This window comes from Allobosea sp. 117, from assembly GCF_000702305.1.
Lineage (GTDB): Bacteria > Pseudomonadota > Alphaproteobacteria > Rhizobiales > Xanthobacteraceae > Ancylobacter.
In genome coordinates this window covers 325,742-346,551 of sequence record NZ_JNLC01000012.1, presented here as the reverse complement: position 1 = coordinate 346,551, position 20,810 = coordinate 325,742, and the positions used below count along the sequence as shown (strand labels likewise).

Annotated in this window: 20 protein-coding genes; 13 read left to right on the top strand and 7 right to left on the bottom strand. The window is 68.9% G+C overall.

What is annotated here, in order from left to right; genetic code table 11:
- Nucleotides 1-184 precede the first annotated feature (184 nt).
- Entirely contained in the window at nt 185-1,573 is a 1,389-nt protein-coding gene (locus tag U742_RS0110865) for an aminotransferase-like domain-containing protein (RefSeq protein ID WP_029352878.1), read from the bottom strand.
- Nucleotides 1,574-1,956: 383 nt separating this feature from the next.
- Between U742_RS0110865 and U742_RS0110860 the strand changes: the two genes are divergently transcribed.
- From U742_RS0110860 to U742_RS0110815, 10 genes are all read left to right on the top strand, one after another.
- Entirely contained in the window at nt 1,957-2,439 is a 483-nt protein-coding gene (locus U742_RS0110860; RefSeq protein ID WP_029352876.1) for an MSMEG_0572/Sll0783 family nitrogen starvation response protein, read from the top strand.
- A gap of 34 nt (nt 2,440-2,473) precedes the next feature.
- Entirely contained in the window at nt 2,474-3,526 is a 1,053-nt protein-coding gene (locus U742_RS0110855) for a Nit6803 family nitrilase (protein ID WP_029352874.1), read from the top strand.
- Nucleotides 3,444-4,586, top strand: coding sequence for an MSMEG_0568 family radical SAM protein (locus tag U742_RS0110850; protein WP_029352872.1), 1,143 nt, complete (start codon nt 3,444-3,446; stop codon nt 4,584-4,586). The genes U742_RS0110855 and U742_RS0110850 overlap by 83 nt, the downstream gene beginning before the upstream one ends.
- On the top strand, nt 4,583-5,125 hold the full coding sequence (locus U742_RS0110845; RefSeq protein ID WP_029352870.1) for an MSMEG_0567/Sll0786 family nitrogen starvation N-acetyltransferase: 543 nt from the start codon (nt 4,583-4,585) through the stop codon (nt 5,123-5,125). Before U742_RS0110850 ends, U742_RS0110845 begins: the two co-directional genes overlap by 4 nt.
- Nucleotides 5,125-6,117, top strand: coding sequence for a sll0787 family AIR synthase-like protein (locus U742_RS0110840; protein WP_029352868.1), 993 nt, complete (start codon nt 5,125-5,127; stop codon nt 6,115-6,117). Before U742_RS0110845 ends, U742_RS0110840 begins: the two co-directional genes overlap by 1 nt.
- The gene (locus tag U742_RS0110835; RefSeq protein ID WP_029352866.1) at nt 6,114-7,265 is read left to right on the top strand and encodes an MSMEG_0565 family glycosyltransferase; all 1,152 of its coding nucleotides are present in this window, start codon (nt 6,114-6,116) and stop codon (nt 7,263-7,265) included. Before U742_RS0110840 ends, U742_RS0110835 begins: the two co-directional genes overlap by 4 nt.
- Complete coding sequence (locus U742_RS0110830; RefSeq protein WP_029352864.1) at nt 7,258-7,545, top strand: MSMEG_0570 family nitrogen starvation response protein; 288 nt, start codon at nt 7,258-7,260, stop codon at nt 7,543-7,545. The genes U742_RS0110835 and U742_RS0110830 overlap by 8 nt, the downstream gene beginning before the upstream one ends.
- 17 nt (nt 7,546-7,562) lie before the next feature.
- Nucleotides 7,563-8,822, top strand: a complete 1,260-nt coding sequence (locus tag U742_RS0110825; protein ID WP_029352862.1) for an MSMEG_0569 family flavin-dependent oxidoreductase — start codon at nt 7,563-7,565, stop codon at nt 8,820-8,822.
- Nucleotides 8,823-8,830: 8 nt separating this feature from the next.
- Nucleotides 8,831-9,685 carry a Pnap_2097 family protein gene (locus tag U742_RS0110820; protein ID WP_038361162.1) on the top strand — a complete coding sequence of 285 codons (855 nt, stop codon included), beginning with the start codon at nt 8,831-8,833 and terminating at the stop codon, nt 9,683-9,685.
- Between the two features lie 126 nt (nt 9,686-9,811).
- On the top strand, nt 9,812-10,057 hold the full coding sequence (locus tag U742_RS0110815; RefSeq protein ID WP_029352859.1) for a hypothetical protein: 246 nt from the start codon (nt 9,812-9,814) through the stop codon (nt 10,055-10,057).
- Between the two features lie 51 nt (nt 10,058-10,108).
- Here the strand turns inward: U742_RS0110815 and U742_RS0110810 are convergent, their stop codons facing one another.
- The 5 genes from U742_RS0110810 to U742_RS22510 all read right to left on the bottom strand — a co-directional run bounded on the left by U742_RS0110810 (nt 10,109) and on the right by U742_RS22510 (nt 17,371).
- On the bottom strand, nt 10,109-10,540 hold the full coding sequence (locus tag U742_RS0110810) for a globin family protein (RefSeq protein ID WP_029352857.1): 432 nt from the start codon (nt 10,538-10,540) through the stop codon (nt 10,109-10,111).
- 73 nt (nt 10,541-10,613) lie between these two features.
- Nucleotides 10,614-12,206 carry a gamma-glutamyltransferase gene (gene ggt, locus U742_RS0110805; RefSeq protein WP_029352855.1) on the bottom strand — a complete coding sequence of 531 codons (1,593 nt, stop codon included), beginning with the start codon at nt 12,204-12,206 and terminating at the stop codon, nt 10,614-10,616.
- A 49-nt stretch (nt 12,207-12,255) separates the two neighbouring features.
- Nucleotides 12,256-13,134: a hypothetical protein gene (locus U742_RS0110800; protein WP_051661066.1), complete on the bottom strand. Its 879-nt coding sequence runs from the start codon at nt 13,132-13,134 to the stop codon at nt 12,256-12,258.
- Nucleotides 13,131-15,038, bottom strand: coding sequence for a glycosyltransferase (locus U742_RS22020; RefSeq protein WP_038361159.1), 1,908 nt, complete (start codon nt 15,036-15,038; stop codon nt 13,131-13,133). The genes U742_RS0110800 and U742_RS22020 overlap by 4 nt, the downstream gene beginning before the upstream one ends.
- A complete protein-coding gene (locus U742_RS22510) occupies nt 15,035-17,371 on the bottom strand; it encodes a glycosyltransferase family 4 protein (RefSeq protein ID WP_156034200.1) in 2,337 nt (778 codons plus the stop codon). Before U742_RS22510 ends, U742_RS22020 begins: the two co-directional genes overlap by 4 nt.
- Nucleotides 17,372-17,529: 158 nt before the next feature.
- Between U742_RS22510 and U742_RS0110785 the strand changes: the two genes are divergently transcribed.
- The gene (locus tag U742_RS0110785; protein ID WP_029352849.1) at nt 17,530-18,069 is read left to right on the top strand and encodes a TRAP transporter small permease subunit; all 540 of its coding nucleotides are present in this window, start codon (nt 17,530-17,532) and stop codon (nt 18,067-18,069) included.
- A gap of 51 nt (nt 18,070-18,120) precedes the next feature.
- Nucleotides 18,121-19,533 (top strand): TRAP transporter large permease, encoded by a 1,413-nt coding sequence (locus tag U742_RS0110780; RefSeq protein ID WP_029352848.1) that lies wholly within the window; start codon nt 18,121-18,123, stop codon nt 19,531-19,533.
- A 28-nt stretch (nt 19,534-19,561) separates the two neighbouring features.
- On the opposite strand, the gene U742_RS0110775 is transcribed toward U742_RS0110780, so the two are convergent.
- On the bottom strand, nt 19,562-20,053 hold the full coding sequence (locus U742_RS0110775; RefSeq protein ID WP_038361156.1) for a hypothetical protein: 492 nt from the start codon (nt 20,051-20,053) through the stop codon (nt 19,562-19,564).
- Between the two features lie 171 nt (nt 20,054-20,224).
- Here U742_RS0110775 and U742_RS0110770 point away from each other — a divergent pair, with 171 nt between their 5' ends.
- Entirely contained in the window at nt 20,225-20,809 is a 585-nt protein-coding gene (locus U742_RS0110770) for a TetR/AcrR family transcriptional regulator (RefSeq protein WP_038361153.1), read from the top strand.
- The last annotated feature ends 1 nt before the right edge of the window (nt 20,810 follow it).

Sequence of the window (20,810 nt, the reverse complement as noted above, 5' to 3'; positions counted from 1 at the left end):
GGCGAACGCTCCGATTCACTGTTGACGACTTCAAGTCGATCTTTTGTAGACAATGAAGCGCCGAGGTCATCCAAAATTGTCGGGAGCCCAAGGGAGCCCGCAATCGAACGACGCGAATGTACCCGTGATGTGAACCGGAAGAAGGTCGCGGATATCGGCCGCATCAGTGGCCGGCGCCTGTGTCCTACAGGAACGTGGAGGACACCGCCGGCGAGTGGTTCAGCGCGTGCGCCATGAATTCGAGCGCGCCGCGCACCTTCTGCCGCGAGGCCGGGCCGCCAAGGCAGACGCGGGCGGCTTCCGGCGGCGGACCCTCGACAGTGAAGGCGTCGCTCGCCACCACGCCGATACCGGTGGACATCATGTGTCCCACGAAGGCAGAGCGGGTCCAGGGCTGGGGCAGTTCGAGCCAGATGTTGAAGCTCATCGGATCGGCGCGGAAACTGCCGGCGGGCAGGATCTCCGCCGCGAGCTGCTGGCGCGCGGCGGTCTCGGTGCGGATGAAGCGCAGCAGCGTGTCCGCCGTGCCGTCCTCGATCCAGCGGGTGGCGAGTGCGACGGTGAGCGGCGAGGCCATGACGGTGGATGCGCGCAGCGCCGCCGCGAAGGGCCAGCCCGCCCGCGCCTCGGGCGCCACCACATAGGCGACGCGCAGGCCGGCGCCGATGCATTTGGCAAGGCCGGCGACGTGCCAGGTCAGGTCCGGCGCGATGGCGGCGAGCGGCGGCACACCGTGCGCGGGAATGAAGCCATAGGCGTCGTCTTCGACGATCGGCACGCGGAAGCGGCGGGCGACGGCGATGATGGCGTCACGCCGAGCCTTGGGCACGGTCAGGGTGGTCGGGTTCTGCAGGGTCGGGTTGATGTAGAGCGCCTTCGGCGCGAGCCGCTTGCAGGCATCGGCAAACGCATCGGGATCGATGCCGTCGGCGTCCATCGGCAGCCCGACGAGGCGCAGGCCGAGCTGCGCCGCGATGGAGCGCGCGCCGGGATAGGTGATGGCCTCCGACAGAATCACGTCGCCGGGCTTCGCCAGAAGCGTGAATATGCCCAAGAGCGCGGGGTGTGCGCCCGGCGTGACGAAGATGCGCTCCTGCGAGGGCACCAGCGCGCGGCGCCCGAGCCAGGCGGAAGCGGCATCCTTGTCGGCGGACGAGCCGCCGAAGCCCTGATAGCGCAGCAGCGCGACGATGTCGCTTCCGACCTCGGCGAGACCCTCCCGCATGCGCTCGATCAGCGCCGGGTCGTCCGGCTCGGGCGGCAGGTTCATCGAGAGGTCGGCGACGCTGTGGCTCGCCGCCACCGAGGGCAGGCGGACCGCCGGCCTCGGCGCGCCGACGACGAAGGTGCCCTGGCCGACGCGGCTTTCCACCAGCCCGCGCTTCTGTGCCTCGACATAGCCGCGCGCCACCGTGGTGAAGTCGATGTCCAGCCGGCCGGCGAGCTTGCGCTGCGGCGGCAGGCGATCGCCGATGGCCAGACGGCCCGCGCGGATGTCCTCGGCGAGAAGGTCGGCGATGGCGAGATAGCGCGGCTTGTCGCTGCGGGAGAGGTCGGGAGTCCAGTCGGCCATGATCGCTTTCGTTTGCCACCAAAACGGTCGGCGGTCGAGCCTGCGGCGGTATCCGCAGACCTGAATCCGGAATTGTATGTATAATGTTGCATTCCCGCCGTGTCACGCTTGGCGTGACTTTTGCGACGATCATAGGCGTCGCGCGTGCCGCGGGCATTCGCCCGGCATATGCCCAGAAACTGGGCTTTCACCGCATGTGGCTGCGTAAACCTACGTGATTCTGCTTAGCGCTTGTGCAGTTTCGAGTGGTTTATTGACTATATTATTGACTGTACATTGATAGCAATTTGAAGCCTCATATTAGCGGTCAATGTATGAATTGACTGCATGCATCATTTCGTGCGTGCCGATCCGTTCCGGACGTCTCACCAGGGGAGCGCGCAATGCCCGCCGTCACCATGCCTTTTCACCAGAAGGGCGACTATCTCGTTGACTACGAGGACAAGAAGTTCGAGGACGTCAAAGCCGCGCCCGGCGAAAAGGCGCTCGTCACCTTCCACACCGTGGCCTTCGAGGGCTCGATCGGCCTCGTGAACCTGCTGCAGGCGCTGCGTCTCCAGCGCAAGGGCTTCGAGACCTCGGTGCTGCTCTATGGTCCCGGCGTCACGCTCGGCGTGCAGCGCGGCTTCCCGAAGCTCGGCGACGAGGCGTTCCCCGGCCACCTCAACTTCAACAACCAGATCGTGAAGTTCATGGAGGAGGGCGGCAAGGTCTATGCCTGCCGCTTCGCCCTGCAGGCGCTCTACGGCCATGGCGAGCCCTCGCTGATCCCCGGCATCATCCCGATCAGCCCGCTCGACGTGCTCGATCTCATCCTGCTCCACCGCAAGGATGATGCCTTCATGCTCCACACCTGGACCCTCTAAAGGGCCGGCCGTCCGCATTCGCGAGGAGGCCGCAATGGCCGAGAAAAGAGTGGTCCGCGTCGCCGCGGTGCAGATCGCGCCGGATCTCGACAGCCTGCAGGGCACGCTCGATCGCGTGCTCGCAGCGCTCGGCGAGGCGGCGGAGAAGGGCGCGAAGCTCGTGGTGTTCCCCGAGACCTTCGTGCCCTGGTATCCCTATTTCTCCTTCGTCTACCCGCCGGTGCTGACGGGGGGCGAGCATCTGCGCCTCTATGAGAATGCGGTGGTGGTGCCGGGACCGGCGACGGAGGCGGTCGCCTCCGCCGCCCGCCGGCTCGGGGTCGTGGTGGTGCTCGGCGTGAACGAACGCGACCACGGCTCGCTCTACAACACCCAGCTCGTCTTCGACGCCGACGGCGCGCTCAAGCTCAAGCGCCGCAAGATCACCCCGACCTTCCATGAGCGGATGATCTGGGGCCAGGGCGACGGGGCGGGGCTGAAGGTGGTCGACACCGCGGTCGGGCGCGTCGGCGCGCTCGCCTGCTGGGAGCATTACAACCCGCTCGCCCGCTACGCCCTGATGGCGCAGCACGAGGAAATCCACATCGCGCAGTTCCCGGGCTCGCTGGTGGGGCCGATCTTCGCCGAGCAGATCGAGGTGACGATCCGCCACCACGCGCTGGAATCCGGCTGCTTCGTCATCAACTCCACCGGCTGGCTCACCGAGGAGCAGATCGCCCGCATCTCGCCCGACGAGAAGCTGCGCAAGGCGCTCACCGGCGGCTGCATGACGGCGATCATCTCGCCGGAAGGCAGCCATGTAGTGCCGCCGCTCACATCCGGCGAGGGCATCCTCCTCGCCGATCTCGATCTCGCCCTCATCACCAAGCGCAAGCGGATGATGGATTCGGTCGGCCACTACGCCCGTCCGGAACTGCTGAGCCTCACCCTCGACAACCGCCCGGCCGCGCCGATGCACATGGCGGCCTCCTTCCAGACCTTCGGGAGCCTCACCGATGAAACCGATGGTGCCGACGAGCGACCTGCAGCCTCTGCCGACGGAGCAACTGATCAACGAGTTGCAGTCCTACGGGGTGCGGCTCGTTGATCCGAAGGCCGGCGTCGATTCCCGGCGCGGCGGGGCGGGGCCGTCCGACCACAAGGCGATGACCCTCGACGGCATGACCGTCATGGTGCCGGTACACACGGCGCCGGCCTTCGAGAGCCCTTATCTGGTCGAGAAGCCGGATGCTTATGGCCGCAGCCGCATCAGCCGCGACGGGCTGACGCTCGGGGAGGTGTCGTTTCCGCTCCAGCCGAAGTTCTACGGGCTGAAGACGGCGGACGGCATTCCCTATTCGAAAATCGCCGTGCTGCACGGGCGCGACGTGCTGGCGACCACGGTGCTGCAGAGCTGCATCCGCTATCAGAGCCGGACCAAGACCTGCCAGTTCTGCGCCATCGGCCAGTCGCTCGCCGCCGGACGCACCATCGAGCGCAAGACGCCGGCGCAGCTCGCCGAGGTGGCGAAGGCGGCGGTCGAGCTCGACGGCGTGAAGCACATGGTGATGACCACCGGCACGCCGCCCGGCAAGGACCGTGGCGCAGCGATCCTCGCCGAGAGCGCGGCGGCGATCAAAGCCGCCGTTGACCTGCCGATCCAGGCGCAGTGCGAGCCGCCGGACGACGACGCCTGGTTCGAGCGCATGCGGGAGGCCGGCGTCGACGCGCTCGGCATGCATCTGGAGGCCGTCACCGACGCGGTGCGCCGGCGCATCATGCCTGGCAAGGCGCAGGTATCGCTGGAGCGCTATTTCTCGGCCTTCGAGGCGTCGGTGAAGGTGTTCGGGCGCGGGCAGGTCTCGACCTATATCCTCGCCGGGCTCGGCGACACCCGCGAGGAGATCCTCGACATCTGCCGCCGGCTCACCGCCATCGGCGTCTATCCCTTCGTCGTGCCCTTCGTGCCGATCTCCGGCACGCCGCTGGAAAGTCACCCCACCCCGTCGCCGGCCTTCATGCACGCGATCCTCGGCCCGCTGTCGGGCATGCTGATCGCCAGCGGACTCAAGGCGATCGACGTGAAGGCCGGCTGCGCCAAATGCGGCGCCTGCTCGGCGCTCTCCACCTATGAGCGGCAAATCAGTGGACGGGGAGCGTGCTCATGATGTTCGAGCCGTTCAGGCCCTTCACCGCCGCCGAGTTCCGCGTGAAATACGCCACCGAGGCGTGGGAGAAGCGCGGCGCGGCGCGGCTGCGGCGGCAGGTGTTCTGCGCCGAGCAGGGCCTGTTCGAGGGCGACGACCGCGATGGCATAGACGACATCGCGACCCCCATCGTCGCCCTCTCCCTGCTCGGCGTCGCGGCCGGCGACGTGGTCGGCACGGTGCGCATCCATGAGGAGGCGCCCGGCCTGTGGTGGGGCTCGCGCCTCGCGGTCGCGGCCGACCACCGCAGCGTCGGCTCGCTCGGCCCGGCGCTGATACGGCTCGCCGTCTCCTCGGCGCATGCGCGCGGCTGCACCCGCTTCCTTGCCCATGTGCAGAGCCAGAACGGGCTGCTGTTCCGCCGCATGCGCTGGCGCGTCGTCGACGAGATCGAACTGCTCGGCCGCCCGCATCTGAAGATGGAGGCGGACCTTTCCTATTACCCGCCCTTCGTCGATGCCGAGGCGGGCTTCCAGACCCTGCCGCGAAAGGCCGCGTGATGCTGGGCTCCGCCGCCATTTCCGCGCTTGCCGAGACCCTGCGCCGAAGCCACGGGCTCGCCGCCAAGGCCGATATCGGCACTGCCACGGCACGGCTCGGGCTCGGCGGGGCGGGGGCGGTGCCGGTCGGCGACGACTGCGCGGCCATACCCGATGGCGACGGCTATCTGCTGTTCGCCATCGAGGGCTTCATGAACGAGTTCGTTGCCGGCGACCCGTGGTTCGCCGGCTGGTGCGGGGTGATGGTCAACGTCTCCGACATTGCCGCCATGGGCGGACGGCCGCTGGCCATCGTCGATGCCGTATGGGCTGATGGCGAGGCCAACGCAGCACCGGTGCTCGACGGTCTCAGGGCGGCATCCGAGCGCTTCGGCGTGCCGCTGGTCGGCGGCCACACCAACATCCGCACCGATCGCGGGCAGCTCTCGGTCGCCATTCTCGGCCGCGCCAACCGGCTGCTCACCAGCTTCGACGCTCGGCCCGGCGAACGGCTCATCGCCGCCGTCGATCTGCGGGGCGGCTACCGCGTGCCGTTCTCCAACTGGGAGGCGGCGACCGATGCGCCGGCATCCCGCCTGCAGGGCGATCTGGCGCTGCTGCCGACGATCGCCGAGGCGGGCCTCGCGCGTGCCGCCAAGGACATCAGCCAGGGCGGCATCGTCGGCACCGCCGCCATGCTCGCCGAATGCTCGGGTGTCGGCATCGCCATCGACCCCGCAGCCATCCCCACGCCGCCGGGCGTGGAACTCGCCCGCTGGCTGCTGACCTTTCCGAGCTTCGGTTTCCTGCTCTCGGTCCGCCCTGACGAGGTGCCGGTGGTGAGCGCGCTTTTCGCCGGTCGCGGCATCGCCTGCGCCGACATCGGAGCGATCACCGCCGAGCGGCGCGTCACCATCGGCAGCGGGTCCGCGGTCGAGACCGTCTGGGATTTCGCGCGGGCGCCGCTGCTCGGCTGCGGGCCTTCGCGCTTCGCCGGGGAGAGCGCGGCATGAGCGGATTGCGCATCGCCATCCTCGCGCATTCCACCAATCCGCGCGGCGGGGTGGTGCACGCGCTCGAACTCGCCGACGCGCTGACGCGGCTCGGGCACGAGCCGGTGGTCCATGCGCCGGACCCCAAGGGACGCGGCTTCTTCCGGCCGACGCTCTGCGAGACGGTGTCCGTTCCCGCCTCGCCGGTCGGCTTCGACGTGGCCGAGATGGTGGAGATCCGCGCCGCCGACTATGTCCGCCATTTCGAGGGTGCCGCGCGGCGCTTCGACGTCTTCCACGCGCAGGACGGCATTTCCGGCAACGCGCTGGCGACGCTGAAGGCGCGAGGGCTGATCGGCGGCTTCACCCGCACCGTCCATCACATCGATGATTTCCGCGATCCGCGCCTCGCCGCCCTGCAGCGGCGCGCCATCGTCGCGGCAGACCGGCATGTCGTGGTCAGCCGGCTGTGGCAGGGTCTGCTCGCGGACCAGTTCGGCATCGGCGCCTCGATCGTCGGCAACGGGGTGGACCTCGCCCGCTACACGCGCGTGCCTGACGGGCGCGAGGAGGTGCTGCGCGACCGGCTGCGGCTCGGCGCCGGCCCGATCGTGCTCAGCGTCGGCGGCGTCGAACCGCGCAAGAACACGGTGCGGCTGCTCGATGCCTTCGCGCAGCTCCGGGCGCTGCATCCGCACGCCCAACTGGTCATCGCCGGCGGCGCCTCGGTGCTCGATCATCGCGCCTATCAGGAGACATTCGCCGCCGCACTCGCGGCGAGCGGCCTGCCGCCGCATGCGGTCGTCATGACCGGACCGGTCGCGCACGACGACATGCCGGCACTCTACCGGCTGGCGGATGTGCTGGCCTTTCCCTCCGTGAAGGAGGGCTTCGGCCTCGTCGTGCTGGAGGCGCTGGCGAGCGGCGTGCCGTGCGTCGTCTCGCGCATCGCGCCCTTCACCGAGCATCTGCGCGAGGACGAGGTGGTGTGGTGCCATCCGCATGACGCCGCCTCGATCGCCAACGCGCTCGCCGTCGCGCTGGCTCCGGAGCTGCGGCGGCGTCTTGCCCGTCGCGGTCCCGAGGCGGCCGCGCGGCACGACTGGGACACGACCGCCGCCGCGCACCTTCCGGTCTATCAGCGACAGAGGGAACGGGCTCATGCCTGAGATGCAGTTTCGCGTCCGCTGGCCGGACGGCGCCGTGGAGAGCTGCTATTCGCCCTCCCTCGTCATCAAGGACTATTTCCAGCCGGGCGCCAGCTACCCGCTGGAAGACTTCCTCGCTCGCTCGCGGACCGCGCTGAACATCGCCAGCGCGCGTGTCGAGGCCCGCTACGGGCACCCCTGTTCGCTCGCGCTCGGCCAACTCGCCCGCATCGAGGGCGCCGCCGCGCGCTTCATCACCTTTCCCGATCCTCACGTCGCCGTCGAAGGCTTCGACGAGTGAACGCCGGAGATTCCTCCATGACCTCGCAGCACTATCCCGTCATCGTCGTCGGCGGCGGCCAGGCCGGCCTTTCGGTGAGCTATCACCTCAAAGCGCGCGGCATCGATCACCTGGTGATCGAGAAGCACCGCGCCATGCATGTCTGGGAAACCCAGCGCTGGGACAATTTCTGCCTCGTCACCCCGAACTGGCAGTGCGCCCTGCCGGGGCATCCCTATCAGGGGGCCGATCCCGACGGCTTCATGGTGAAGGACGAGATCATCGCCTATCTCAAGGGCTTCCGCGCGGTGGTCGATCCGCCGATCCGCGAGGGCGTGGCGGTGACCCGGGTGTCGCCGCGCGCCAGCGGTGGGTTCGGTGTTTCGACCTCGGCCGGCGAACTCTCCGCCGAGGCGGTGGTGGTGGCGTCGGGCGGCTATCACGAGCCGATCGTACCGCGCATGGCAGAGCGCCTGCCGGCCGATATCCTCCAGGTGCAGTCGGCCGACTATCGCAACGCCAACCAGCTCCCCGACGGCGGCGTGCTGGTCGTCGGCTCCGGCCAGTCGGGGGCCCAGATCGCCGAGGATCTGCACCTGGCCGGCCGCAAGGTGCATCTCGCCATCGGCAACGCCCCGCGCTGCGCCCGCTTCTATCGCGGCCGCGACGTGGTGAGCTGGCTCGCCGACATGAACTATTACGACATGTCGGTCGACCAGCATCCGCTGCGGGAAGGCGTGCGCGACAATACCAACCACTATGTCACCGGCCGCGACGGCGGGCGCGACATCGACCTGCGCAAATTCGCGCTGGAAGGCATGGAGCTCTACGGCGCGCTGCGCGACTTCGACGGCACGGAGCTGCATTTCAGCGGCAATCTCGCCTCCTCCCTCGACGAGGCCGACAAGACCTATAACGGCATCAACGCCGCCATCGACAAGCATATCGCCGAGAACGGCATCTCCGCCCCGCCGGGCTCCGTCTACACGCCGGTGTGGCAGCCGTCCGGCGAGCGCGCCAGGCTCGATCTCGGCGCCTCCGGCATCCGTTCCATCGTCTGGTGCATCGGCTTCAGGCCGGATTTCCGCTGGCTCGACGCGCCGGTCTTCAACGGCGGCGGCCATCCGAAGCACCGTCGCGGCATCACCGCGCAGGACGGCGTCTATTTCATCGGCCTGCCATGGCTGCACACCTGGGGATCCGGCCGCTTCGGCAGCGTCGGGCGCGATGCCGAGCATATCGTGAATCACATCGCGGAACGGCTCGCCGGCGAACCGGCGATGCAGAAGGCGAGCTGAGGGCGCCGATGAACATCGCGATCACCGCCGCCGAACTGAAATCCCGCGCCACGATCGCGATGCAGGATCGTCTCGTGCTCGGCATGCCGCATCTCAGCCTCGGCGGCCTGTCGGAGACGTGGCTGCTGAAGGAGCTGGGGCATCGGCACTGGCAGCTTCTGGCGGGCATGGCGGGCCGGGCCGTTCCCGATTTCCGCGACGCCGACGGAACGCCGGTCTATGCCGCCTTCTGCGCGGTCTCGATCGCCGATGCCCGCTTCGACGCGCTGCGCGAGCATGACGAACTCGCCATCTCCTCGGAGCTGGCGCGCATCTCCCGCACCCAGTTCGCCAGCCGGCATCGCCTGTCGTGCCGCGGCCGCCCGGTCGGGACCGTCGAGCTTTCCTCGGTCTTCGTGCGGCGTAGCGAGCCGGGGCGCAACCGGTCGATCGCCCGCATCGCGCTCGACATCTTCCCCGCCGCCGATCCGCCGGAGGGTTTCGGCGCAGCGGCGACGATGGCGGCGAAGATGCGCGGGGCGTGGAGCGAGCATTTCGGCTTCGACCGGGCAGGGGCAGGGGACGCGACGCGTCTGGTCATCAACCCGTGCCCATCGCAGGACTTCAACGGCGCCGACTTCCTCTATTTCGCGGCGTTCCAGGCCTTCGTCGACCGCGCCGAATGGGAATTGCTGGCGCCTCTCCAGCCGCGTTCGACCAGCGCGCGCGACATCGTCTATCACGGCAATGTCGAGATCGGCGACCGCATCGTCGTTGAACTGAAGGCGCAGCGCGCGGAGCGGGACGGCCTGTCGCATTGGTGCCAGCTACGGCGCCTCGCCGACGGCGCGCTGCTGGCCGACGTCTTCACCCGCCGGCGCTGAGGCGCCATCCCACCGCCGCGCCCGCTGTGGGGCTTCGGCCACAGTGTCCGGCCATCTCGATTTTCGAAACGAATTCGTAATATCGCTTCGGCTTACCATTCGCCTGCCACGTCGATGGAGGCGAGGATGATGGAAGATGAAGTCGCGGTGCTGGAGATGTTCTACCGCGACTGGCGGCTGAACGGCGAGGCCCGTGACTATTCCGGTCGGCATGTGAAGGCGGTGGCGGATATCCGCCTGCTCGACTGGGTCGATGTGGGCGGCGCGCTGCAAAGCTGCCTGAACCGGGGCTGGCTGAGCGGCTCGCAGGAGCGGGTACGCCTGACGTCGGAAGGCATACGCGTCGGCATGGAACATTTCGCCGGCGCTTGAGGTCCGTCCCGACCTGATCGGAAATGCTTCCAGGCGGCCGGCAGAGGCCGCTCAGGGTGCCGGCTCCGCCGCTTCCGGATTCCCCGCCGCATCCAGCATGATCTGCGTGAGCACGTCATAGGCCTTCAGCCAGGCGCTACGCGTGTCGGGCGTGAAGGCGTCGCCGAGGCCCTGCTCCAGCGCCCAGATGAGCGCCACGCCGACCGGCTCGTAATGCTCCTGCCGGACGCCGTATTGCAGGTGGCGCTGGCCGAGCCGCTCGACCGCGGGGCGCAGCGAGCGCATGTCGTCGATGCCGTTCATGACGGCGACCAGCGTGCGCATCAGCTTGCGGCCCTGCTCGACCATGTCCTCCGTGAAGAGCGGACGCACCTCCGGGAGCATCTCGAACAGCCGCCCGTAGAAGAGCGCGGCGGCCTGCTCGGAGTGCGGTCGCAGCCCATCGATGCTGCGACGTAGCAGCACGATCTGATCCGGTGTCATGAAGCCCCCATTCCGCTGCCAAAATAGCGGCCCCGGAGGGCGGCATTCAAGCACCACCATCGGCCGAGAGAGATCAAAGCGCGAGCGCGCAGCCGTCCTTGCGGTGGTCCGATCCGCCGAGGAGCACGCCGCGCTCCCAGTCGATCCAGATCGCCTGCGCCCCACCGATCGCCCAGTTGGGCGGCTGGACGGTGAAGCCGCGTCGCGTCAGCTCCGGCCCGACGGTCTCGCGCAGGCGCGCCTCCATCTCGACCGTCTTCGTACCGGGCAGCGGGAAGAGCCGCGGCAGGTCCATCGCACTCTGCAGGTCGAGGCCGAAATCCAGCACCTTGGAGAGGAAATGGGCGTGGCCCATCGCCTGATACTGCCCGCCCATGACGCCGAACGGCATCACCACGCGGCCCTCGCGCGCCACCATGCCGGGGATGATGGTGTGCATGGGTCGCTTGCCGGGCGCGATCTCGTTCGGATGCCCCTTCTTCAGCGAGAAGCTCTGCCCGCGATTGTGGAACAGCACGCCGGTGCGCGGGCTCATCAGCCCGCTGCCATAGGGCGTGAAGATCGAGTTGATGAAGCTGACCGCGTTGCGCTCGGCATCGACGACGGTGATGTAGACGGTGTCCTTGTGCTCTGCCGCATCGGGAACCGCGATGGGATCGATGACCCGGCCGAGATCGATGCGCGCGGCGAAGTCGTCGGCCAGCGCGTCGGACAGCAGATGGTCGGCGGCGATCCCGGCCATGCGCGGATCGCCGAGGAAGCGGTCGCGCGCGGCATAGGCGAGGCGGGTGGCCTCGATCTCGCGGTGAAGGTTGTCGGCACCGAGCGGATCGCCGCCGATGTCGAAGCGCGCGAGGATGTTGAGGATCAGCAGCGCGATGATGCCCTGACCGTTGGGCGGGCATTCATAGACGGTGTGGTCGCGATAATTGGTGCTGATCGGCGTCACGTATTCGCCGGCCGTCGCCGCGAAGTCCTCGAGCGTATGCAGGCCGCCCAATCCGCGCAGACGCTCGACCATGTCCTGCGCGACCGACCCCCGGTAGAAGGCCTCGACGCCGCCGTCGGCGATCGCCTGCAGGGTCTCGGCGAGCGCGGGCTGCCGCTGCAGCGCTCCGACGGCCGGAGACGCGCCTTCGGCGAGGAAGGTCTGGGCGGCGGTCGGGTCCTTGCGCAGGAGGTCGGCCTGGGTGGCGAGGTCGTGGGCGACGCGGGGGGTGACGGGATAGCCCTCGCGGGCGATCTCGATGGCCGGGCGCAACAGCTCCGCAAGCGTCAGCCGGCCGTGGTCGGCGACGAGGCGCGCCCAGGCCTCGACCGCGCCCGGTACCGTCACGGCATGGGGCGAGTTGCGGTCGATGGCCGTGAAGCCGCGCTCGCGGTACCAATCGCCGGTGGCGGCGGCAGGAGCACGGCCGGAGCCGTTATAGGCGACGATGTCGGTCGCGCCGGCGCGCGAGAGCAGGGCGAAGCAGTCGCCGCCGACGCCGGTCGATCCCGCCTCGACCACGCATTGCACGGCACAGGCCGCCACCGCCGCGTCGATGGCGTTGCCGCCGGCCTTCAATATGTCGAGGGCGACGAGCGTCGCGGTCGGGTGCGAGGTCGCGGCCATGCCGTGGCGGCCGACGGCGAGGGAGCGGCCGGGACGTTCGAAATCGCGCATGGTGTCCTCTCTCTTGGGCGAGTTGTTTTGGGCGAGTCCGCTCGGGCTCTCAGGAAATCACGAGCCGGGCTTCGTCGCGGTCGGAAAGCTGCCGGCGCCAGTCCGGAACGGCGCCGAGCACGTCGCGGTTTCGGCGGCGGCCGAGCATGGTGGCGAGCCAGGTGGCGTCGACCGGCGCGCAGCCCTGCGCGCGCAGCCGCATGGCGAGCGCCTGCTCGTTCAGGATAGCGAGCGTCTTCGCCTCGAAGAAGGGAAGCGTGCCGGCATCGAGATCGAAGCGGGAATGCCAGGAGGTGCCCTGACCGGTGCCGGCACCCGTCAGCCAGCCGAGAATATTGGCCTGCAGCGTGGCATCCACGGCGGCTTCCGAACGGAACGGCCGTTCCGGCTCGCCGGAAAACAGTGTCGCCCGATCACGCATGGAGACCAGCGAGCCCAGCAGCGCGAGCTCCGCCGGCGGCAGGAACAGGAAGGAGGAGCGCAGCCAGCTCTGCGATTGCCGCCCGAACAGGCGCACCGGCGTATTGTAGCAATCGATATGACCGAGCGCGGCGGCCCGGCCACGCAGCGCCTCCAACACGCGGGTGTCGATGCGCTCGATGTAGCGGGTGTAGAGCTCGCCGAAGGCCGAGGTGACGAGATGCACGAAATCGAAGCCGGCGAGGCGCGGGCCGAGGAAGGCGAGGCCGTCGTCCCAGGCCGAGAACTCCCAGTATTCGTTGGAGCCGCCGATCAGCGTGCGTGCTCCGCCGAGCGGTTCGCGATGGCCGGGCGGCAGGGCGTTGTCGATCACCACCAGCTCGCGCGCGACCTCCGGCAGCCGGCGCGCATAGAAGGCATCGAGGGCGTCGAGGGCGGAGGCGTATTTCGCCGTACCGTGGCGCACGAACAGCGTCGCGATGCGCAGCGCCGGCGCGCCGGCCGTCATGGCTTCGCCTGCCGCAAGGTGCGGAACAGCGCTTCGCGAAGCAGCCAGCGCCGGCCGTCGAAGTTGGCGGCGGCGCGTTCCATGAGATCGAGGATGCGCTGCGCGCAGTTCGCCCATGTCGGACCGGACTGGTCCGGCTCGAGTGCGCCGCCGGAAGGCAGGGCGCATGGGGGGAGGCCGTGAAGCGCGCGGCCCACCCCTTCGACGAGGCTCGCCTCGTCGTCGAACGGCACGATGGCGCCCGGCAGCCGCGAATGGGCGGCGAGCTCCTCCCAGAGCGGCGAGCGGCGCACGACGACGGTGCGGCCATAGGCGGCGCCCTGCGCCACCGGCAGGCCGAACCCTTCATAGAAGGAGGGGAAGACGACGGCGGCGGCATTGGCGAGCAGCGCCTGGATGTCGCTCTCGGCGATGTGGCCGCTGCGCAGGATGGTGACGCGCGGGTTGCCGGCGCTCGCTCCGCCCAGCGCGACGATCCGCGTATAGGGGAAGGCGTCCGCGAGCCGCGCCAGCGTCGGCGTTACGTCTTTGTGGTCGTAATCGTTGCCCACGACGAACAGGAAGGGCTCGGCATAGGGCGAGGCGGGCGGCGCGGCGACGAGTTCCGCGCGCGCCAGGCTGTGATGGGTCACGGCGAGCGGTATCGCCGGATCGGGGTTGAAGCGGAAGGCGAAGCGCTCGCGGGTGAAGTGCGAATTGAACAGCAGCCCGTCCGACAGATTGGCGGCGACCCGCCATGCCTCGTCGAGCCGTTCCGGCGCGGCGTAGACGATGTCCCAGGCGATGGTGTCGAGGATGTTGAAGGCGATGACCGCCGAGATGCGGTGCGTCTCGAAGACCGAGCGGACCGACCAGGGCTGGTCGAGCACGGCGGTCGCGAAATAGCGGCCCTTCGGGCGGTCGATCTCGAAGGCGAGGCCGGGGAAGCGCCGGCGCAGATCGTGGAAGCGCGCGGCGGCGCCGGACACCAGCGCGGTGATCGCGAAGCCCGGAGTGCGCAGAGCTTCCATGCCGCCGAGAAAGCCGAGGATCGCCTGTGCCGTGCCGTTGTGGCGGGCGGTGAGGCCGCGGCAGTCCAGCAGCAGGCGCGGGCGTCCGAAACGATCGAAGCCTTCCGCGAGCGTGCGCTCCAGCGTCCGCTCGGGCTGCTCGGCGAGCCATTGGCGCCCCTGCAGCGCATCGGCCTGATGCTTCGATGCCCTGCTCGATGGCGCCGGATACGCGACGGCCGCGCCGCCGGGGCAGGGCATCACCGTGCGGTTGGAGACGAGATTGCGGAAGCCAAGCCGGCGCAGGGCGACCAGAAACGCCTCCAGCGCCTCCGCGAAGCCGGCTTCCGTCGCCTCTTCCATGGAGGCTGCCGCGCGCACCGCCTGCGGCGTCACGAAGACCAGCGCGGCCGGCAGCTCGGCGGTGACGGCGAGGGCCGGCAGGCGGGCGAGCGCGGCGCGCGGCAGGTCCGGCGGCGCCTTGTCGCTGATGCCGGGCAGAGCAGCGACACGGTCGGTCTCCGGGTCGGCGAAGCGCGGCTGCACCGTGCCGATCATCGGATCGGCGTCGCCCAGCGCCGCGATCTGCGCCATCGCCTCGATGCCGGGGAGCCAGTCGCCACTCACGACGACAAGGCCGCGTCGGTGCGCCGCCGCGCCCGCCAGAGCACGTCGCAGCGCCCGCGCCGTGCCGGTCCATGCGAAGCCGGCCGGCAGCGGTTCGGCAGGAGGGTTTTCGGCGAGCGGTGCGGGCGGCACGATCAGCACCCGGCCGTCCGCGAATGGCAGGCCGCTGATCCCGGCAAGCTCCCTCGCATGGGCGGCGAGCCGGGGCGCGTCCATCCCGCTGGCCGAGAGGTCGACGACGACGTCGAATGGCGGCGCCGGGGCCAGCATGTCGCTTTGGCCGGTCATGCCGGGACAGCCCGCCGGGAACGCGACAGGCCTTCGGCGAGCGCCTGTTCCAGACTGGCGTAAACCGTCTCGGGCGACAGCAGCGCGGCGATGCGCTCGCGGGCGGCGGCGACGCGGCCGGCGGCCGCATCGTCGGTCAACAGGCGCACCACCGCCTCGGCGAAGGCGAACCAGTCGGTCACGCGATCGCACAGGCCCCGCAGCTCGGGCGCCATGCCCTCGACGCCGGTCGGCCACAACACGATGGGGCGCAGATGAGCGAGCGCCTCCAGTGTCTTGATCTTGAGCCCGGTGCCGGCCACCGCCGGATTGACGGCGAGCCGCGCGGCCCGATAGGCACCGGCCAGATCATCGACGCGTCCCAGCGCCCGCACGCCCGGCTCGTCGCCCGAAAGGATGGCGCCGACGGAGCCGATGACATGCAGCTCGGCGCCGGGAACGGCGGCGCGCACATGCGGCCATGCGAAGCGCAGGAAGTCGCGCAGCCCCTTGGCGTTCATCGCATTGTCCGAGGCGACGATGAGCACCACGGGTTCGGAAGGCGGGATGCCGGCCGTCTCGCCGGCGATGTCCGGCATGTCGACGCCGGCCGTCACCACCGGCACCTCCGGCTCGATCTGCCGGAGCTCCTGCGCCTCCTCGGGCTGGATGGCGATGGCGAGGTCGGCGCGCGACAGCAGCGCCGCTTCCTCGGCGGGCGTGATCTGCAGGCTGTCCGCGACGCCGAAGGTCGCCACCTTGCCGGCCTTGGTGGAGAACACGTCGTGGGTGTCGACCACCTTCAGGGTCTCGCGCCGGAGCAGCGGCAGGGCGCGGGTCATGAAGACGTAGTTGGCGAGCACCATGTCGGGCCGCAGCTCTTCGTCGAGGGCGGCCAGCGTCTCGACCAGGGCATCCGGGCAGAAGTTGCGGGTGACCGGCAGCAGACGGGCGGTTTTGCGGTCGGCACCCTCGTTCAGCCGCGCCGCGGCGTCGCGGATCGGCCGGCCGTCGAGCGCACCGAGAGCCGCGGCGATGGCCGGACGGGCCGCGGCGCAGCTCAGCTCGCCGCTGCGCGACAGCACGGCGACGTTCTCATAGCGGCCGGCGAGCGCGGCGCCCTGCGCATCCGTGAGGCTCTCGCCACCCAGCGGGCAGACGACGAGCAGCACGTCCCAGCCCCGCTGCCCCAGCCAGTCGAGCATGCGATCGATGCGGTATTCGTTGCCGGCGCGGGGCGGGAAGGGCGGGACATGGCTGACACAGACGAGCAGCTTTTCCCGGCCGGGGACGGTGCGCGGCGGCGCGTCGATGCGCCGGACGTGGAGGGCCGTGGGGGACGGGGGAGACGGTGTGCGCCTGGCCGCGCCGGCCGGCGTCGTCGACGTCTGGGCCGGACCTTGTCGCGTGCCGGGCAGGGGAGCCTTGTGGACATCGCGTGCATGGAGCTTGCGCCAGAGCGAGCGGGCATGGCGCTGCAGCATCCGGTCGAGAGTCTGCGAGAGCCCGCTGCCCGTACCGGAGGCCGGCACGAGCGGCATGGCACGTGGGAGAGGGCGGTCGTCGTCCATCGCCGTGCCGAGTTCATCGCCGGGCGTCTCGGGTCCATCGAGGCTCGCGAAGAAGCTGCGCAGATTCTGCGCGGCGGCGGCATCTTCCGTCGCCTCGCACAGCAGGCGGAGGGCCGGCGGCGGGTCCTCGCCGATGCAGAGGACGCCGAGCCCCTCCCCGTGACGGAACTCGAAGGACGGATGGCGGGCGATCAGCTCGTCCCACAGCGCAACCGCCCCATTGCCGGGCCGCCGCAGGCCGGACACCACAACGACGCCACGGCGCGACAGCCGGGGCAGCGCGGTTTCGAGCGTCCGCCGTGCCAGTTCGGCGGATGCCTGCGCCGGGAGGTGCAGCAGGTCGACCGGCGTTTCCATCGCCGCCGAGGCGAGCGAGACACACCTTACCTGGTTGCCGCCCGCGGCCGCGATTCTCTTTAAGACAGCGGAGGTCGCATCGTCGTCGGCCGCATCAGCCGCGACTAGCGGATCAAGGCAATGGAACAGCCAGACAAGGAAAGCGACATGGGTACGCAGGGCAGGCGGCGAAGTTGCCAAGTCGCCGTCGTTGATGAACGGGCGAAGTGCGCCTGAAGCTACCTGCTTCAGCACGGCCAGATCATCGAGATCATGCGAACCCGTCACCCGCAGCGCCTCAAAGGGCATATTTACTATGCCAAGACTTTTGAAAAAACGGCGCAACTGGCCGAAAAATGCTTCACAACTTCCGCCCGCCGACAGTTTGTAATCTATAGAAGTCGCCCAACCCAAACGCAAGTTGGCGTCGCCGAGCGGGGGATCCATGCGTGTCGCAGGGGATGATGCATGACCCAGCGTCACGCTCAATACGGAAAACGCTTGCGCAATAAGGGTTAAATTGCGTGAGACGATCGTCTATCTTGCCGGCAGACAGCAAGACAGCCGATGCAGGCTGCAACGAGACCAAGAGGGGAAACGCCGGCATGGGAGCTCTGCTCGCCTTCAGCCGTGGCATAGACGCGATGAACGAGCGCTTCGGCCGCGTGGCGGACTATTGCGTCCTTGCCGCCTGTCTGATCAGCGCCGGAAACGCCACGGTGCGCTATCTGTTCAGCTACAGCACCAACGGCCTGCTGGAGATCCAGTGGTACCTGTTCGGGGCGGTGGTGCTGCTCGGCGCCTCCTACACGCTGCAGAAGAACGAGCATGTCCGCGTCGACCTCCTCTACATGATGCTGTCGTCGCGCGGCCGGCTCTGGCTCGACACCTTCGGACTGGTGCTGATCCTCATCCCGACGAGCATCTATCTCACCGCCCTGTGCTGGCCGTTCTTCTGGCAGGCCTTCGTCTCCGACGAGGTCTCGCAGAACGCCGGCGGCCTCACCCTCTGGCCGGCCAAGCTGCTGCTGCCGCTCGGCTTCGCGCTGCTGGTGGCGCAGGGCGTGTCGGAGCTGATCAAGCGGGTCGCCGCGCTGCGCGGGGACATCAGCATCGAGACCGACTACGAGAAGCCGCTGCAGTAGCCCGCCCTTCCGCGCCGCCCTCTCCTCAACCGATCAGCTCGTGGGATCCGCATGTTCTCTCATGGCGTAATGCCTCCGCTGATGTTCGGCGGCATGATCTGCTTCATGCTGGCCGGCTTTCCGGTCGCCTTCTCGCTGATCGCGGTCGGCCTGTTCTTCGGCACGCTCGGCGTCCTCACCGACCATTTCCATCCGAGCTTCCTGCAGGCGCTGCCGCTGCGCTTCTACGGCATCATCTCCAACGACCTCCTGCTCGCCATTCCCTTCTTCACCTTCATGGGGGCGATCCTCGAGCGCTGCGGCCTCGCCGAGGACCTCTTGGAGGGAACGGGCAAGCTGTTCGGCAAGATACCGGGCGGCCTCGCCTATGCGGTGATCATCGTCGGCGCGATCCTCGGCGCGATCACCGGCACGGTGGCGGCCTCGGTGATCGCCATGGGCGTGATCTCGCTGCCCGTCATGATGCGCTACGGCTACGACCAGAAGCTCGCCACCGGCGTGATCGCGGCCTCGGGCACCATCACCCAGTTGATCCCGCCGTCGCTGGTGCTGATCATCCTCGCCGAGCAGCTCGGCAAGCCGGTCGGCGACATGTATCTCGGCGCCATCGGGCCGTCGCTGCTGCAGGTGCTGATCTTCCTGCTCTATGTGTTCGGCCTGTCGATCGTGCGCCCGCACACAATGCCGCCGCTGCCGCCCGAGGCGATCGGGGAGGGTGGCTGGCCGCTCATCAAGCAAGTGATGTGGGGCATGATCCCCTCCATCGTGCTGATCGCGCTGGTGCTCGGCACGCTGGCGATGGGCCTCGCCACGCCGACGGAAGCCGGCGCGATGGGGGCGGTGGGCGCGATCATCCTCGCCGCCCTGCACCGGCGCCTTAGCTGGAAGCTGGTGCGCGAGGGCATGGCCAACACCATGCGTCTCACCTCGATGGTGGTGTTCATCCTGATCGGCGCCACCGTGTTCAGCCTGGTGTTCCAGGGCATGGACGGCTCGCGCTGGATCGAGCACCTGCTGTCTCAGCTTCCCGGCGGGCGTGTCGGCTTCCTGATCTTCGTGAACGTGTTCGTCTTCTTCATCGCGTTCTTCCTCGATTTCTTCGAGATCGCCTTCATCATCATCCCGCTGATCGTGCCGGTGGCGATCAAGCTCGACATCAACCTGATCTGGCTCGGCGTGCTGCTCTGCGTGAACATGCAGACCGCCTTCATGCATCCGCCCTTCGGCTTCGCGCTGTTCTATCTGCGCGGCATCGCGCCGCCCTCGATCCGCACCTCGCAGATCTACTGGGGCGCGATCCCATGGCTGCTGATGCAGCTCATCCTGGTGGTGATCGTGATCATGTGGCCAGAATCGGTGACCTACTGGGTCAGCTCCGGCCCGACCGTCGATCCCTCGACGATCGAGCTGAACCTGCCGCAGATGGAACCGCCAGGGCTCGACATGGAGCCGCCGAAGTTCTGACCCGGCGTCCCGACCTCGGGCCGGCGGGTCAGACCGCCGGCCGCAGCGCGGGCCTGAAGCCGCGGACCGCGAGCAGGCCAAGGCCGACGAAGATCAGCAGCACGATGCCCTGCGCGATGGCGAAGGGCGGCTCGGCCTGCGTCGGCGCGGCGGCGTGCAGGGCCGGGATCTTGGCGAAGGCCTGCGCCACGCCGACGAACACCAGCAGATAGAGGCTGATCACCGCGCTGGCGGCATAGATCCGCCGCCAGCCGCCGGCGAGGCCGAAGGCGTAGAGCCCGAGCGTCTGGAACACCAGCACCAGCAGCGCGATCACGCCGACGACATGCGACGGCAGCACGCCGTTGAACGGAAACAGAAAGCCGGTGACGCTGGTGCCGATGGCGGTGATCAGGAAGACCGCCGCCCAGAGCGGCCGGCTGCGTCCGCCGATCAGGTCAAGGACGACGACGAAGCCGGCAGCGATGCCGATCAGGCTGAGCCAGGTGTGAAAGCCGGTGAGGGTGGTCGGATCGAACATGGCAGCGCTCCCCATTGCGCACGAGCTGTGGTCCCCCGGCCGCCCGACCCCGTATCGGACGCACCGATCACGCAGGATGATACGGCCGGCACATAATCATGATAACTATCATAATTGCTGATTGCCGGGCGACATCCTATATACGGATGGGAATAACGACGGATCGGAGTGATGAGGGTCAGCCGCGAGAAATGTGCGGAAAACCGCGAACGGATTCTTGAGGCGGCCGCGCGGCTGTTCCGCGAGAAGGGCTTCGACGGCATCGGCGTCGCCGACATCATGAAGGCGGCGGGGATGACGCATGGCGGCTTCTATGGCCATTTCGCCTCGAAGGACGACCTGATCGCGCAGGCGAGCGCGCGGGCGGCCGAGGTCGTGCGGCCGCAGTGGCAGACGCTGGCGCGGGAGGCCCCGGAGACCGCGCTTTCCGAGATCGTCGCCAGCTATCTCTCGAAGGCGCATCGCGACGCGCCGGAGTGCGGATGCGTGTTCGCCGCCCTCGGCCCCGAGATCGCCCGTCAGGCGCCGGAGACCCGCGCCACGGCGACCTCGTCGCTAAGGCAGAACATCGCGGCGATCGAGGCGCTGAGCCCCGGCGCCACGGCCGCGGAGCGCCATGCCGCCGCGCTGGCGACCTTCTCGACCCTCGTCGGCGCGCTGGTTCTGGCACGCCTCAGCAGCGACGAGAAGCTCTCCGAGGACTTCCTCGAAGCGGCACGCGCGGCGATCGTCGGGAAGGCGGCGAGCGGCGATTGAC